Origin of the sequence: Pseudomonas sp. URIL14HWK12:I6 (genome assembly GCF_000514195.1) — a bacterium.
GTDB lineage: Bacteria > Pseudomonadota > Gammaproteobacteria > Pseudomonadales > Pseudomonadaceae > Aquipseudomonas > Aquipseudomonas putida_A.
This window is the reverse complement of record NZ_AZVL01000022.1, coordinates 71,182-85,824: the sequence shown is the minus strand read 5'-3', so window position 1 is coordinate 85,824 and position 14,643 is coordinate 71,182. Positions and strand designations below refer to the sequence as shown.

General features: G+C 57.4%; 17 protein-coding genes and 1 pseudogene. 7 read left to right on the top strand and 11 right to left on the bottom strand.

What is annotated here, in order from left to right; genetic code table 11:
• From H043_RS0123015 to H043_RS0123005, 3 genes are all read right to left on the bottom strand, one after another.
• Positions 1 to 617, bottom strand: a 617-nt coding sequence (locus tag H043_RS0123015) for a PA1136 family autoinducer-binding transcriptional regulator (RefSeq protein ID WP_256214460.1), incomplete at its 3' end; no start/stop codon positions are given.
• 23 nt (positions 618 to 640) lie between these two features.
• Positions 641 to 1,519 (bottom strand): glyoxalase III HchA, encoded by an 879-nt coding sequence (gene hchA / locus H043_RS0123010; protein ID WP_027613846.1) that lies wholly within the window; start codon positions 1,517 to 1,519, stop codon positions 641 to 643.
• 172 nt (positions 1,520 to 1,691) lie between these two features.
• Positions 1,692 to 2,132, bottom strand: coding sequence for an N-acetyltransferase (locus H043_RS0123005; protein ID WP_027613845.1), 441 nt, complete (start codon positions 2,130 to 2,132; stop codon positions 1,692 to 1,694).
• Positions 2,133 to 2,343: 211 nt separating this feature from the next.
• Here H043_RS0123005 and H043_RS0123000 point away from each other — a divergent pair, with 211 nt between their 5' ends.
• The gene (locus H043_RS0123000) at positions 2,344 to 2,757 is read left to right on the top strand and encodes a hypothetical protein (RefSeq protein ID WP_027613844.1); all 414 of its coding nucleotides are present in this window, start codon (positions 2,344 to 2,346) and stop codon (positions 2,755 to 2,757) included.
• An 86-nt stretch (positions 2,758 to 2,843) separates the two neighbouring features.
• On the opposite strand, the gene H043_RS0122995 is transcribed toward H043_RS0123000, so the two are convergent.
• Positions 2,844 to 3,323, bottom strand: coding sequence for a hypothetical protein (locus H043_RS0122995; protein ID WP_049827940.1), 480 nt, complete (start codon positions 3,321 to 3,323; stop codon positions 2,844 to 2,846).
• 171 nt (positions 3,324 to 3,494) lie between these two features.
• Here H043_RS0122995 and H043_RS30980 point away from each other — a divergent pair.
• Positions 3,495 to 3,639, top strand: a pseudogene (locus tag H043_RS30980) (LysR family transcriptional regulator); the annotation flags it as partial.
• A gap of 19 nt (positions 3,640 to 3,658) precedes the next feature.
• On the opposite strand, the gene H043_RS0122990 reads toward H043_RS30980, so the two are convergent.
• Both H043_RS0122990 and H043_RS0122985 read right to left on the bottom strand, forming a co-directional pair.
• On the bottom strand, positions 3,659 to 3,898 hold the full coding sequence (locus H043_RS0122990) for a hypothetical protein (protein WP_027613842.1): 240 nt from the start codon (positions 3,896 to 3,898) through the stop codon (positions 3,659 to 3,661).
• An 83-nt stretch (positions 3,899 to 3,981) separates the two neighbouring features.
• A complete protein-coding gene (locus tag H043_RS0122985; protein WP_027613841.1) occupies positions 3,982 to 4,212 on the bottom strand; it encodes a hypothetical protein in 231 nt (76 codons plus the stop codon).
• Between the two features lie 217 nt (positions 4,213 to 4,429).
• Between H043_RS0122985 and H043_RS0122980 the strand changes: the two genes are divergently transcribed.
• Entirely contained in the window at positions 4,430 to 4,969 is a 540-nt protein-coding gene (locus H043_RS0122980; protein ID WP_027613840.1) for a GAF domain-containing protein, read from the top strand.
• Between the two features lie 67 nt (positions 4,970 to 5,036).
• Here H043_RS0122980 and H043_RS0122975 read toward each other — a convergent pair whose 3' ends face one another.
• From H043_RS0122975 to H043_RS0122960, 4 genes are all read right to left on the bottom strand, one after another.
• Positions 5,037 to 7,163 carry a TonB-dependent siderophore receptor gene (locus H043_RS0122975; protein WP_027613839.1) on the bottom strand — a complete coding sequence of 709 codons (2,127 nt, stop codon included), beginning with the start codon at positions 7,161 to 7,163 and terminating at the stop codon, positions 5,037 to 5,039.
• Positions 7,164 to 7,326: 163 nt separating this feature from the next.
• Positions 7,327 to 7,548 (bottom strand): hypothetical protein, encoded by a 222-nt coding sequence (locus H043_RS0122970; RefSeq protein WP_027613838.1) that lies wholly within the window; start codon positions 7,546 to 7,548, stop codon positions 7,327 to 7,329.
• Positions 7,549 to 7,723: 175 nt separating this feature from the next.
• Positions 7,724 to 8,458, bottom strand: a complete 735-nt coding sequence (locus H043_RS0122965; RefSeq protein ID WP_027613837.1) for an SDR family oxidoreductase — start codon at positions 8,456 to 8,458, stop codon at positions 7,724 to 7,726.
• Positions 8,459 to 8,640: 182 nt separating this feature from the next.
• Positions 8,641 to 9,585 (bottom strand): AraC family transcriptional regulator, encoded by a 945-nt coding sequence (locus H043_RS0122960; RefSeq protein ID WP_027613836.1) that lies wholly within the window; start codon positions 9,583 to 9,585, stop codon positions 8,641 to 8,643.
• A gap of 165 nt (positions 9,586 to 9,750) precedes the next feature.
• On the opposite strand from H043_RS0122960, the gene H043_RS0122955 reads away from it, so the two are divergent.
• The 3 genes from H043_RS0122955 to H043_RS0122945 all read left to right on the top strand — a co-directional run bounded on the left by H043_RS0122955 (position 9,751) and on the right by H043_RS0122945 (position 11,939).
• On the top strand, positions 9,751 to 10,515 hold the full coding sequence (locus H043_RS0122955; protein WP_027613835.1) for an SDR family NAD(P)-dependent oxidoreductase: 765 nt from the start codon (positions 9,751 to 9,753) through the stop codon (positions 10,513 to 10,515).
• Between the two features lie 168 nt (positions 10,516 to 10,683).
• Complete coding sequence (locus H043_RS0122950) at positions 10,684 to 10,941, top strand: Atu4866 domain-containing protein (RefSeq protein WP_027613834.1); 258 nt, start codon at positions 10,684 to 10,686, stop codon at positions 10,939 to 10,941.
• Positions 10,942 to 11,021: 80 nt separating this feature from the next.
• Positions 11,022 to 11,939 carry an AraC family transcriptional regulator gene (locus tag H043_RS0122945; protein WP_027613833.1) on the top strand — a complete coding sequence of 306 codons (918 nt, stop codon included), beginning with the start codon at positions 11,022 to 11,024 and terminating at the stop codon, positions 11,937 to 11,939.
• A gap of 41 nt (positions 11,940 to 11,980) precedes the next feature.
• On the opposite strand, the gene H043_RS0122940 is transcribed toward H043_RS0122945, so the two are convergent.
• Positions 11,981 to 13,477, bottom strand: a complete 1,497-nt coding sequence (locus H043_RS0122940) for a sensor domain-containing diguanylate cyclase (RefSeq protein WP_027613832.1) — start codon at positions 13,475 to 13,477, stop codon at positions 11,981 to 11,983.
• A gap of 439 nt (positions 13,478 to 13,916) precedes the next feature.
• Between H043_RS0122940 and H043_RS0122930 the strand changes: the two genes are divergently transcribed.
• Positions 13,917 to 14,612, top strand: a complete 696-nt coding sequence (locus H043_RS0122930; RefSeq protein ID WP_027613831.1) for an SDR family NAD(P)-dependent oxidoreductase — start codon at positions 13,917 to 13,919, stop codon at positions 14,610 to 14,612.
• The last annotated feature ends 31 nt before the right edge of the window (positions 14,613 to 14,643 follow it).

Here is a 14,643-nt window from a genome sequence, read left to right as displayed (position 1 = left end):
GCTGAGCGCAGGTGATTTTCAACTGTACGCTCCGACAAACCGAGAGTCGCTGCAATATCCGCTTGCCGTCTTCCGGCAGCCGTCCATTCCATGACTTCGCGCTCTCGCGGGGAAAGGGTTCTTAACGCTTCGTCCAATGGCGCCTCAAGCAACCGCCGAGCCGCGAAAAAAGCGGCCGTCGCAACCAGGCTGAGTCCCAAGCGCATCCGCGCGCTCCCATCCACCGGCTCCCCCCCCAAGCTCATTGCGCCCTCAAGCCCCTGTGGACCAAAAACTGGCACCTGCAACCCCTGAATTCCTGGTCCACCTGGAGAACGAATCATCCGGTAACGCTCTTCTCCCTTGACCTGCTCTTTCTGCCAGAAGAAGGATTGCCGAGCATTCAAAAGGTGACGAGTCACCGGACAATGTCGAACGTAAGTCTCGGCATCCACCGCTTGACCGTTATCGAACCAATCGCCTTCGACCCAGTAGATATGCTCAACCACTTCCTCACTTGCCGTCGATGCAGAAAACAGCACGAATCGATCATAACCGTAGGGTGTGGCGAAACCCCTGACGGATTTCTTGATTGATTCAAGCGTGCGCGCCGTCTCTATCTCCAGAGCAGCGCGCATCGCTGTTTCGGCCGGCCCGTCGCTCACTCCGATGCAACCTCTTTCAACAATGCTTCAGCTGCCAACTTGCCCAGATTGTTGCCTGCCAATGGGCTGTCGCCGGTCAGCAACTTGCGGTCTTGGAGCGTCGCACCTGAAATATCCTGATTGATGATCTCAACTCCCAAGGATTTCAACTGCTCACCAAATTTCCACGTCAGATGCCCAGGCATATACCCTATGTCGGGCGTCTTTGCGTCGAGACTGTCTGGAAATGCGCAGATCTTGTAGCCGTTGAATATGTAGGAATTCCTAGACTCACCAATGCCCGCCGCGAGCATTGCTGCTGGGCCGTGACATAAGGAAATCACAAATTTGTCGTTGGTGATTGCCCAATGCAAAGCCGCTTTCACGTCGGTACTCTCCGGCAATCCAATCAGCGCGCCGTGCCCGCCAGGTATGAAAACGCCGATGTAATCCGAATCCTGCCCCAGCGCCTTCTCAACCACTTCGCACAGCTTCAAAGGTATTTTGAACTGCTCACGGTATTTGGCGTAGAAATCCTTTACCTCGGTATCTTCGCTAGGCATGGCCCAGAACTCGAATTTCACTGGATTGCCTGACAGGGTCGCAACGTCGAACGCGAAACCGGCTTTGTCGAGGTGATACATGGGCAACAACGTCTCGACTGGGTGATTACCGGTGGAAAACATTGTTCCGTTGTCGGTCAGTAAGTAGCGCTCATCGGCGCCAATCAGCAAAATCTTCCAGCGGCCACCTCGGTAGGGATTAGCGTAATCCGCATCACTCAGATCAGATTTTGGCGAGGTAAATTGGCTAAGCGAGTGTGGGGAGGGGAAAAAGGCATTGTCCTCCGCCTGATCCGGAGTGGGGCGCTTGTCGTCACTCTGCAAGGTAGTCATGGGTTTCTCCTACGAATGGGCTGATTGCCGAGGTTCATGCTAGTAGCGAGACGTAGGCCCAACAATGAGGGTTTTCCCTTAAAGAAATGTTCCTCACACATGCAGCGCGCCGACCGGCTACTTTCGGCCAGAAGCAGGCTTGAGACGGCTCATACATCTTGAAAGCTCTTGGTCAGTAATCGCGATCCGGTTTCAAATCTTTCAAAAGCGTGTGGCGATTCCAAGGTCCGCAGTACTGAGGAAGATGTGCGACAAGTCGGTAGCCGCACCGCTTGTACCAGTGCGCCACGCTGTCATCGAGGGTCTCAATGAGCGCTTCATGGCATCCATGCTCCAGAGCAAGTGCCTCAAACCTGTGCAATAGCTCGGTTCCGATGCCTTGCCCACGCCATGGAGCATCTACCCATAGGTAATTGATAAAAAGACGGCCAAACTCAGTTCGACCTGTGACACCGCCAACTAAGGTCTCATCATCCATCAGCGTGCAGGCTATGGGATCGGCATTTCCGCCATGTCCGCGCGACAAGTTCTGCCCGTGTTGTATGACGCCATCAGATACAGCACGCAGATCCTTCTCGTGAATGCTGCCGGTTGTACGCCACACCTTCCTCATTTCATTCCCTTATGTCGCGTTGAACAGAGTGACATGCAAGTCGAGTGCCGTTTCTAGCGCCATGGGCTGGCTGGTATAACCACTTGCGGAAGGTCACAAAAACGGCAAGTGGTTATAGCAGTACGTCATGAGTGGCTGTTTCCGGCCAAAAGCAGTCATTGCGACGATGCCGTACGATACACGCCTGCCGTTAGATCATTAGGGCTTACCCATGCAATTTCATGGTTTCGAATTCGGGCATATTGAGGTTGAGATTCAAAACCGTGCGTATGACCTTCATAACTTCTACCACGCCAGCACCATTAATTACGACATCATGGATAGGTCGGCTGTACTCATCTTTACTCGACGGACTGAAGCCTGGGTGCCGACCGAAGAAGCACACAAGATTACTATCAGCTTCCATGAGGTCGATTACTTTTCATCAAGTGGGCGGAATGATTACCCAATCGATGGCGACGATAGTGTTATTCATTCGATCGGAGCCGTGGAGTCCAACGCAGAGACACAGGCCTTTTACCTGACAGATCACATCCAACCAGATCATCATCTTGTCATGTGCTTCGAGTCTGGTCTTACATTACGAATACAGGCCGCTGAAGCACGATGCAAAATCGATTTTTAAACGGCAAAAATTTAGAAAAGGGGACAGAAAAGGGGACGGATTTATTTTCCAGAATGGGAAGTTCAGCTCGATCACCCGCTCTTGGGTCACGCTCTACCCATTTCCTCATACGAAGCATCGACGAACATGATGTGTTCATCGCAAGCCGCTTCAGTTACATCCCGGATTATTTCAGCAAGAGTATCAACATCCAACCCCTGAGCTTCGATGCAGGCCAGGCGTCCGGGTGACCAATCTATGACAGAGCACTGTGGATACTTCCCTAGCAGTGCGGACAGGGCCTTCTGAGGCGGCTCTTTGCAGGTGTACATGAAATCAAAGTACGGGGCGCTGGTGTCCTGAAGCGAGTACACCAGAGCCCAAGCATTTGATGGACCGGAAAAGTACATCGTGACGTAACGATATGCCCATTCTGGCCCGCCATGTTTGATGAGGCGAAGTACTTCGACGATTGAATGACAATCGGGGATTCGGATCATGCGATCAGGGTCAAACGTTCGGCCAGGCACAGGTTGGGCTGCTACTTTACTGAGCAGAAATGCAGTCATTCTTGCTTTCTTATTCATCGTATTGTCTCGAGTTCGAATGTCCGCTTTTGGCCGTTTTCTGCCCTCCACGAACGCCACAGATCGGCCATTAGCCGCCCCACTCACAAGCAAACTCGCTTTTTTGTAGCAATCAAACCAATAGCGATCTCCTTCAACAGCGCGGCCATGGCCTGGGACGCCTTCGCCGCCTGCCTCAGTTATACCCTCCTGTCCACTGGAACCAACTGGCGGTTCAAGGATGCTGATGTCCCGATTTCCGAACGACTGCGTGTCAACTCGCCTGAGTGTATACGTGAGTATCGTCAATGCAGGGTTGGGCAGCGCGCAGGGGCCGGGGGCGAGCGAAGAAGAACTCAGTCAGCGCCCGCATCCTTCACGTCGATTTGCGTAATACCCACCAGACTGGCCTGCTCCAGTATCTCTTCAGCAGTCGAGTCAGCTGTTGGCATGATCAGACTGTTCTCAGCATCCCCAAAATGCAGTTCCAGCAGATGCATGGCAGCGTCGTGAATGGAGAGCTTCGACTGCTGCAACGCGAGTTGATGCGTACGGGACTCGCCGTTGAACAGGTACTCGATGGTGTAATTGCGCATTAATAACCTCAAAATCAGAGTGGCAGATAACTACCCTGACTTACCGGTCAATCGTTAGTTCAAGCGGATAAATGTTCTGCAGCTCAACTGCGAGAAAGCGTTTTCAGCCGCTCGACCAAAGCCGCTTCAAAAATGACGTACAGCTTTTCAGCATCGCCGGCACGCAGAACCTCGCTGGTTTCCAGCCCAAGCACGAAGCCATCAGCACGAGCCCCCGCCTTCACGGCGATGATCATCGAGTCTGCCCGGACAATCTGCGCCAGGAGCCGATCAGCTTCACGTTGCATCTTTTCGCTCAACACTACGCCTTCCACTTTCCTCACCTTTCATTCAATGCGACATCCAACATTTATGAGATCAAGGCTACGCCGCCGATAACGGCGCCTCAAGCCACACGCCAATGACGCTTCGCTATTGCAGCCATCAGGAACCTTTGATGTGAACGAATCCATTTTGTTTAGTATCAAAATGGGCAGTTTCAAAAGCGTTTAGCAGTCGCCCACTTAAAAAATCATGACCGGAGAACAATGCATGCCCCTCAGTGACACCATTGACAGAGCGTTGCTAAGCGCAGAGGAACGTTCCTCTATCGCTGAAATTGAAGCTACAACCAATATTCTGCAGCTTGTTACACGCATGACCGGGACGCGGTTCGCGGCGATCGCGAAATTCACCGAAACGGACTGGATCGTCTGTTCCGCCTACGATCCGATCGAGCTTGGGATCAACTCCGGCGACACGCTGGAATTGGAAACCACGCTGTGCAGTGAGTTTCGCAGAGACCCTCAGGTGCTTTTCGTGCCGCAGATAAGTCGCGACGGCAGATTTTCCACACGCCCCGTGGTGAAGCAATATTTGATTGAAAGCTACGCAGGCGCGCCCATTTTCCTTCCTGACGGACAACTTTGGGGCGCGCTGTGTGCGTTGGACTCCAGGGCGGTGATTTTCGATGACCCGGATCTGGCAGACACGTTAGGCCTGTTCGCGAGACTGATCGGCTGTATCTTTTACGCGAATCTGACGGAGGCCGGCAGCGGCTACAGCAAGAACGTTTCAAGCGTTATCGGATAAACAAGAAACAGCCCTGAATATTCAGGGCTGTTTCATTTGTGGCCTGTGAGAATTTTGCTCCACCCTGCTACAAGGTGTAGGAAACGCCGACCTGCACGGTTCGCGGCGCCCCCGGGTAGGCATAGACGTTGCCGAATGCGCCCTCTTCATAATCACGGTCAAAGAGGTTTTTCACGTCGAGATTGAGCCGCACCTTGTCATTGATCTTGTAGAAGCTGAGCAAGTCGACAACGGTATAGCTGCCCATCGAAAACGCGGTGTTGGCGGTTTGGCCGGCGCGCTCGTCGACGTACTTGAGGCCAGTGCCCAGGCCCAGTCCCTTGAAGGTGCCGTCCTGGAACTCATACATGTTCAGCAGGCTGAAGCTGTTCTTCGGGATGTTCATCAGCCGCGTGCCAGAGCGCAGCACGTTGTCCTTGGTTACCTCGGCATCGACATAGGCGTAGCCGCCAATCACCCGCCATTCGGGCGTCAGGTTGCCGGCCACGTTGACGTCGAATCCACGGCTGCGCACCTCGCCGGCCGCAACGCTGAAGGTCGAGTCAACCGGGTCGGTGGTCAGCACGTTACGTTTTTCGATCTGATAGATCGCCGCGTCGACGCTCAACTGCTGATCCAGCGCTTCCCACTTGATTCCCATTTCATAAGACTTGCCCTTTTCTGGCTCGAACCCTCCGCCCTGGCGACTGGCGCCGGTGTTCGGCTTGAAAGAGCGCGCCGTATCGGCATAGATCGCCAATGTCTCGGTCAGGTCATAGGTCACGCCGATGCGCGGAGTCACCGCGTTGTCACTGGCCTGCCAGCTGTTGCCACCGGGCACGTAAGTTTCGTAGTCATGTTCGAAGCGCTCGAAACGCGCCCCGGCCAACACCTTGAGTTTATCGGTCAACGCCACCTGATCCTGCACGAACGCGGCATACGTCTTGAGGTTTTCCTTGTCGTGTGTCGGCGTGCGGGTGAGCGCCGGGCGCGGCTGGCCGTACACCGGATCGAAGATGTCGATCGGGTACGCACCGACGGCGCCGCTGGAGCGCTGGATGATCGACTTGTAGTCGTAATCCTCGTACTCGATGCCGGTGAGCAATGTGTGCTGCAAACCCGCGGTATCGAAATGCCCGGTCAGGTTGAGCTGGGTATCCTTGTCGGTCCACTCCAGCTTGCGATAGTTGAAATTGCGCCCCAAAGTGCGGCCGTCATCGGCAATGCCATTGGCCTCGATTGCGTTGCCCTTGAGCGAACCGTCGAGCCACTGGAACCCGCCGCCCAGCGTCCAGTCGTCATTGAGCATGTGCTCGAAACGCAGTTGCGCCATGTTGTTGTCGTTATGCAGTTTGCCAGCGTCTTTTTCGCCGAAAAAACTGTCGCGCGAAGCGGTTCCCGTCTGTTTTGCGTAACGGGTAAGGCCGCGATCCAGAGGCGCGTTGTTGCGCATGAAATCGCCTTCGAAAATCAGCTTGGTCGCGTCGGTAGCCTGCCAGGTGAGCACCGGTGCGATGCCGTAGCGCTCGGTTTCGACATGATCGCGGAAAGTATCGCCGCCCTCGCCCACAACGTTCAAGCGATAGGCCAGACGCCCTTCTTCGTCGAGCGGGCCGGAAGCGTCCAGCGTGCCGCGTTTCATGCCCTGATCGTTGAGTTGGCTGCCCAAGGTAACGCTGCTTTCAGGCAACGGCTGCTTGGACACCACGTTGAAGGTGCCGCCAGGATCACCTCGACCGTAAAGCATGGTGGCCGGGCCGCGCAGCACTTCGAGGCGTTCGATCGTGTTGGCATCCGGCATGTTCGGATAGCCGCGGTTGATCGGAAAACCGTTGCGATAGAACTCGCCAGTGGTGAAGCCACGCACGGTAAACGTGGTCAGACCCTGCCCACCAAAATTGTTCGCCCGCCCCACGCCGCCGGCGTAGTCCAGCGCGTCCTGCAATCGGGTGGCGCCCAGATCTTCGACCGCATCCTTCGAGACGACACTGATCGATTGCGCAGTTTCATGGATCGAGGTGTCGGTACGCGTGGCGCTGGCCGAGCGCGTCGCGCGATAACCCTGCACCGGGCCGTCCGCCCTTTCGTAATTCGCCGTACCGATGACATCGGTAGCGTCCAGCTCCAGCGTTGAGGGTGATGCCCCCGTTTGATCAGCCCATGAGGCAGGCGACAATGCTTGCAGCACACAAATGGAAAGCAGGGTTCGACGCATGGAGAGGGAAACCTTTACGAATAGGCCAATGCAGGGGGTGAATCCGCCAAAAAACTCCCGCGCATGCTATACAAAATTATTCGCAATTAATACAGATTCCCATTAACAACAGTTGCCGCTGTCAATGCGGCACCGTCGCTCTGCGCCCTGCCCCGCCAAATTCTCAGGTTCCGCCCGAAAGCCCCTCGGTGGCCTGGGCGAACCTCGCACCGGCCTTGCGCACCAACTGGCGCCATTCTGTTGCTGTAATCAGCCCTTCCTGCTCCATGGTGTCGGCCATTTTCAGCAACTCGTCGTATTGATCCTCGGCGTCCATACGGATCTCTGGCTCTTCCAGTAATTTTCGCCAGGCGGCCAACGCCTGCTCTTTGCGAATGTCGCTCATGGTCATTACCCCCGGACTTGTAAGTCGGTAGAGGGCTGCGGTTCTGGAGTGTTCAGCGGCGGCGACTGACGGCGCGACAGATGGTTTTCGTTGCGGCCTCGAAAATGAAGCGGCCCAAAGCAGCCGTTGATGCACGACTGCTTTGAGCCTGAGAGCGATTGCCTTCCAGGATGGCTCAGTACGGGCTGGCCGTCGGACGTACCACAATCTCACTTACATCAACATCGTCGGGCTGTTCGATGGCATAAGCGAGGGCTCGTGCAATGGCGTCGGCGTTGAGCGCCACACGCCGGAAGGCTTTCATTTCCTCGCGTGCCTCCTCATCGGAAATCGTATCGGCCAGTTCCGACTCGACGACACCCGGGCACACCACCGTGACGCGAATCTTGTCCGTTTCCTGGCGCAAACCATCCGAGATGGCGCGGACGGCGAATTTGGTCGCGCAGTACACCGCGGCGGTTGGAGAGACCGCAAGACCGCCAATCGACGAGATATTGATAACCTGCCCGTACCCTTGCGCCTGCATGTCCGGCAAGACCGCAGCGATACCATGCAGCACCCCGCGCACGTTGACATCGAGCATCTGGTTCCACTCATTGACTTTCAGCGAGGCCAGGGGAGACAGCGGCATCACGCCCGCGTTATTGATGATCACGTCGATCTTGCCATGTTGCGCCTTGGCGAACGTCACGAACGCCTGCATGGATTGCAGATCGGTGACATCCAGTGCGCGGGCCTTGGCCGAGCCACCCTCGGCCCGGATCTCGCTGACCAGTTGGTCCAGACGCTCTGTACGGCGGGCACCGAGTACCACATGGGCACCTTTGCTGGCGATCAGCCTGGCCGCCGCTTCGCCAATACCACTGCTTGCACCGGTAATCAGCACGACTTTGTTGTGAATGTTCGACATATCCGTAGCTCCTGCTCTCAGCATTTAAGTTCAGCAGCGACCGCTGAAGTTGCGGGCGTTGCTGCGGGGTACGTCGAAAAGATTAAGGGCACATGCCTGCTCGGCGCGTGCCGAAACCTGCGCAACTTTTGCCTATTCGTGTCGGTGTGCATCAATCTGCAAAACAGATAAAGCAGCGATGCTCAAGCCCCACGGAACTCGCTGGGCGTTACGCCCACCTCGCGACGAAATACCTGAGAGAAGTGACTGGGGCTTGAATAGCCGACCTCCAGGCCGACGTCGATGACACTGCGCCCGGTCTCGAGCAACAGCTGCCGCGCGCGAATCATGCGCAAGCGGATGAAGTACTGCGAAGGCGAAAAACCCGTCGCACGCTTGAACAGACGGCTGAAGTGGTACTCGCTCAGCTCGGCCAGTCTGGCCAGCTTTGCCAGACTGAATTCAGCGCCCAGATCCGCACTCATGGCGTCAGTGACTTTGCGCAGCTTGTAGGCTTGCAAAGCGTTGCTCCGACGTCCGCCTCGGGCCTCGGCGCGATAGCTGCGCACCAGATGTACGGCCAGCGCCTGTGCCAGCGAGCGGGCAAACAGAGCGCTGGGCGAGCGCTCCAGAACCAGTTCGGTGCGCAACTGCTCCATGACAAACGCGACGCGCGCGTCGCGTGCCCCGGAAATATCACGCAAACGCACAGCTCCCCCGTAATCCCCCAACAACTCACGCGACGCGTGCTCGATCAACGGCAGCCCCAGATAAAGGTGCATGACTTCAAAGGTGTCGGCCCCTTGAGTCTGCCAGCGCATCTCATAAGGCTCGTCGGAACTGGTGAGGAAAAAATCGCCCGCGCTGACCTCCGCCGCTTCCCACTCGCCACCCGGCACGCGCTCCTCCACCCTCGCCGACCCCGCCAGAACCAGGACGAGCAGCGGTTCCACCACCGCAGGCACGAGAATGGGTTCAACCACGCTGCCATGGGTAAAAAACCGGATCACGATGTCCTTGATTTCCGGACACGCTGGCAACGCCTGCGGCTCGCCCGGCAGGTAGTCTCCCATCGACTGCCCGGTGATGCGCAAGTCCTGGGAGGAAGTGGACTTCTGTTGCAACGCCGTTTGCCCGGTATTGGTCATGAACATGCCCTTTTGCTGAGATTCAGCGCAAAACCCCGACAGCCGGGGCAATCTCCCGAAAGCCGACCTCGCCCCGCTGCGAGACAGTAGGCCCGTCGCCGATGACAGCGCCTTGCGGGCGCCGACCCGGCCAATCCCTACTCGATCAAAATGCTGGAGAACATCATGACCGATATCAAGCACAGCACACCAAACGAAGTGGCCGGTAAAGTGGCTCTGATCACTGGCGCGGCCAGTGGCATCGGCAAGGCCATCGCACTACTGCTGCATGCCCGCGGCGCCAAAGTCATCGCCGAAGATATCAGCCCTGAGGTAGAGGCGCTGGCTCGCCCCGGGCTGGTACCACTGGTAGCCGACATCACTCAGGACGGGGCCGCTGAACGCGCGGTCGCATTGGCCGTCGAGCAATTTGGTCGACTGGACATTCTGGTCAATAACGCCGGCATCATCATCAACAAGCTGGTCATCGACATGACTCGCGAAGACTGGGAGCGCATTCAGGCGGTCAATGCCACGGCGGCATTTCTGCATAGCCGCGAAGCGGTCAAGGCGATGATGCCGAATAAATCCGGTTCGATCGTCAACATCGCGTCCTACGCCTCCTACTTCGCCTTCCCCACCATCGCCGCCTACACCGCTTCCAAAGGCGCACTCGCGCAACTGACGCGCACCCTGGCGCTTGAAGTCATTGGCCACGGCATCCGCGTCAATGCCGTCGGCGTCGGAGATGTGGTGACCAACATCCTCAACAATGTAGTCGACGATGGCCCGGCATTTCTCGCCCAACACGGCGAGGCCGCGCCGATCGGCCGTGCGGCACAACCGGAAGAAATCGCCGAAGTGGTCGCGTTCATCGCCTCGGATCGTGCCAGCTTCATGGTCGGTTCGGTGGTTATGGCCGACGGCGGCATGACCGTCACGGCCGGTTGAGCCATTACAGGAAAGATCCGCCCGCAAGCCCGAGAGGATCAGGCAAATCTGCGGCAGTTTTGTTCTGACACCTCTGCGCTCGGCTACGTAATCTCAAAGCACGCAACGGATGCAGACACAGGCCACGGCAGGCCGCTCGGATTGAATGAGGACTGAGGAGAAAAGCTGATGAAAAATGCCAGACAAATCACGCCTGACCATCGTTACGCCGGGATGTGGGTCACCGCCGATGGATTCATCCGTCACGAGCTTCTGACCACTGGGCGTTATGACGAGGCGCGTGGTAAAAATAACAGTGCTTATGAAGGTCGCTACGAAATAACCGGTGACTATATCCAGTACTGGGACGACACCGGCTTCACCGCTGACGGGCATTTTCATGACGACGTGCTGTATCACGCCGGCATGATCCTCTATCGGCAATGAGCACTTTAATGATGTCGGGTGAATATCGTCTGCCTGGACAGTTCCGGGCAGACGCTCATGAACACTTGTGAGAGCCTGAAATGCAACAGAGCGATGCTTTCATCCTGCAAAACACGGCCATCTACCGTGACGAACTGGTTCGCTTGCTGACGCAACGGTTTAGCGCACCCGGGGTCTATGAGACCGCCGTAGCACCCTTGCATGTCATCCGTTTTGATGCGCCCTCGGAGCTGATCCACACCGTGCACAAGCCGGCACTTTGCCTGATCGTGCAAGGACAAAAAGAAGTCGGCCTGGGTGACGACCATTACCTGTACGACCCGCTCAGTTACCTGGTGGTCTCAGTGACACTTCCCGTGTCCGGGCGCGTGCTGATGGCCAGCCCGGAGGCGCCCTACCTGTGTATCCGCTTTGATTTCGAAGCCACGGAAATCGCTCAGGTCATCGCCGATGCGCCCCCGACGGGCGTCCCGGACGAGCCGGAGCTTGGCCTGTTCATTGAAAAGGTCGATGTGCCTCTGCTGGAAACCATGCTTCGGCTGGTCCGGCTGCTGGAAACACCGAAAGACATCGGCATGCTCGCGCCCCTCGCCCTTCGCGAGCTGTATTACCGGCTCCTGCGAGGTGTGCACGGTCGTCGTCTGTATGAGCTTGCCCTCGTTGACTCGCAAACACGCCGGGTAACGCGGGCAATCGATTGGCTGAACAACCACTACACCCAACCCTTGCGCATCGAAGAACTCGCGCGGGTCGCCAGTCTCGGCAGCTCCACATTGCATCATCAATTCAAGGCCGTGACGGCCATGAGTCCACTGCAATACCAGAAACAGCTTCGCCTGCAGGAAGCCCGCCGCTTATTGCTCGGCGAAGGGCTGGATGTGGCGAGTGCCTGCTATCGAGTGGGCTACGAAAGCCCGTCGCAATTCAGCCGGGAATACAGTCGCCAGTTCGGGTGTGCGCCATCAAGAGACACCCAGCGGGTTCGCCGCCCGGCGTGAAAGTCAGCCCGACGGCGATCTATCGGATTAATGCCCACCAATCACTTCACAAACCGGTTACGCCCCAGCGTCTTGGCGTTATACAGCGCCTGATCGGCGACCTCGATCAACCCTTGCAAGGATTGCAGTTGCGCCCCCGAGGCCGTAGCGATGCCGATACTCACACTCAGCCGGCCGAATGGGCTGGACGGGTGTGCGATGTTCGCTTGCTCCAAGCGTTCGAGGATCAACTGCGCGACCACTGCAGCACCGTCACTGTCGGTGGCCGGCATGATCACGCTCAACTCCTCGCCGCCGTAACGCGCCACCAGATCCGACGGGCGCCGCACACAACCTTCGAGGATTGTGCCGACCTTCTGCAGGCAGGCATCGCCGGCGACATGCCCGAACGAGTCGTTGAACAGCTTGAAGTAATCGATATCGATCATCAGCAACGCCAGCGTCGTGCCGTCACGTTGTGCGCGTCGGGCTTCCATGGCGAGGCTCTCATCGAAGCAGCGCCGGTTGGCCAGGCCGGTCAGGGCGTCCTTCATCGCCAGTAACTCAAGCTGACGATTGGAGGAAAGCAACTGCTGCTGCGTCCCGCGCAATTGATCTTCAGCCCTGGTACGCCTGCGAATATCGAGAATCAGAAACCAGCCGATGAGCCCGGTAAGCCCCAGCAACCCCGCGACCACCACTGCCGACAGCCAGGCCTCCATGCGCCACGCAGCAAGGGCTTCGCGCTTGCCGAGGGCGACAGTGGTGATCAGCGGCAGCCGGTCGCTCTTGCGGAAGGCATAGAGCCGCTCGACGCCATCGAGGCTGGAAGTAAATGACGCGGTGCCGACCGATCGATCGACCAGATACTTCTCATAGATCGGCGACTTGGAAAAGTTACGCCCCATGTCCTGCTCGCGGAACGGATAGCGCACCAGCAACGTACCGTCGGTATAGGACAAGCCGATAGCACCCTCCTGGCCCACATCGATCTTGCCGAACAGGCGCAGGAAGTTTTCGATTCCCAGGGTCACCGCCACCACCCCGGCAAACTCGCCGTGCGCATCATTGAAACGGCGGCTGACGGTGATCACCCACTCCTGATTGGAGCGACTCTGGATCGGCGGACCGATAAAGGTCTCGCGGCTCGGGTCGTCACGATGATGTATGAAATAAACACGATCACTGCTGTTGGCCCCGGCCGGAATTGGTCGGTTGGAGGACATCAGCCAACGGCCCTGATTGTCGTAGATGGTGATGCCGCTGAGCTGCGGCATCAGCGGTTCCTGGCGATTGACCAGAGCGCTCAGACGCTGGATCTGCGCGGGGCCACTGCCTTCGGTTTCCAGACGTTCGACGATCCCGAGCAGCAGCAACGAACTCTGGCGAACGATCCCTTCGGAATAAGTCGCCAGCGCCTGGGTCAGGTTCAGGCCATGAACGTTTACCTCCTCCAGTGCGCGCTCTCGAGAGGCCAGCACTTTCCACACCGTCAGTGACCCGAGGGAACAACCGATCACCAACAACAAAAGCACAACCAGGCGGGTATCACGCTTCACATTACTACCTTTGGGAAAGTCCGGTTTCCGTTCCTGCGGCGGGTCGACCGACTCGATGACTGCAGCCGCGTGTCCTTGTCGCGCGCAAGGATACAAGCAGCACTGGCTTGCTGCAGCAACAGATTATGTCGCGCAAAAAAGACATACTTCCGATTCGCGCTGCATCGTCCGGAAAAAGCCTGCTAAAGACTTCAGGACAGGCTTTGCGCTTGGCGAAACAGCGACAAGAATGCCAGACCAAACCATCGCCAGGCTTTCAGAATCCGCTTGGCGCCCACCGTCAGAAGCCAACTTTCTGACGCCTGTTTCACGACCCTTTCGTGATGTGTTGCCAAGCATAAAATTTTGGCACTTTTGCACAACAAGTTGACATCCAAAAGCATGCCACGGGCCACCGATATCATTAGAGTATGCGCCCTTAAAAAGGAAAGGACTCTTGATGACTCAGTCACTCTCACGGCGCGTTGTGGCGATTACCGGCGCCCTGGGGAATCTCGGCGAGACCCTGGCGGACATGGCCGCAGCCCAGGGCGCGGATCTGGTGCTGATCGATCAGGCGACGATGGCGATGCCCAGTTCCCACAATCGACTGGTCCTGTCCGGCATCGATCTGACCTCCCTTGCCGATTGCCAGGCAGTCGCCCACCAGATCAACCGCTATTTCGGACGCCTCGACGCCCTGGTCAACGGCGCCGGCGGCTATGCGTGGGAGCCGTTGCTGGGCAGTGCGATAGAGGCCTGGGATCGGCTCTACTCGCTGAACCTTCGAACCGCATTGAACGCCAGCAAAGCCTTGCTGCCATTGCTGCTGCAATCCTCGGCGGGACGCATCGTCAATATCGGATCGAGCATGGCGGCGAAGGCCGGGCTGGGCATGGGCGCTTACGCTGCGTCGAAGTCCAGCGTACTGCGCCTGACCGAGAGCCTCGCCGAAGAACTCAAGGACATGAGCATCACGGTCAATGCCGTGCTACCGAGCGTGCTCGACACCCCGCAAAACCGTGAAGCCATGCCCGACGCCGAGCATCAGCGCTGGGTGACGCCCGCACAACTGGCGGCGGTCATTCTGTTTCTGATCTCGGAACAAGCGTCGGCCGTCACTGGCACCGGTATTCCGGTGATCGGGCGCATGTAGGGTCTATTGACGCCGCGCGCCTTGGCGACGT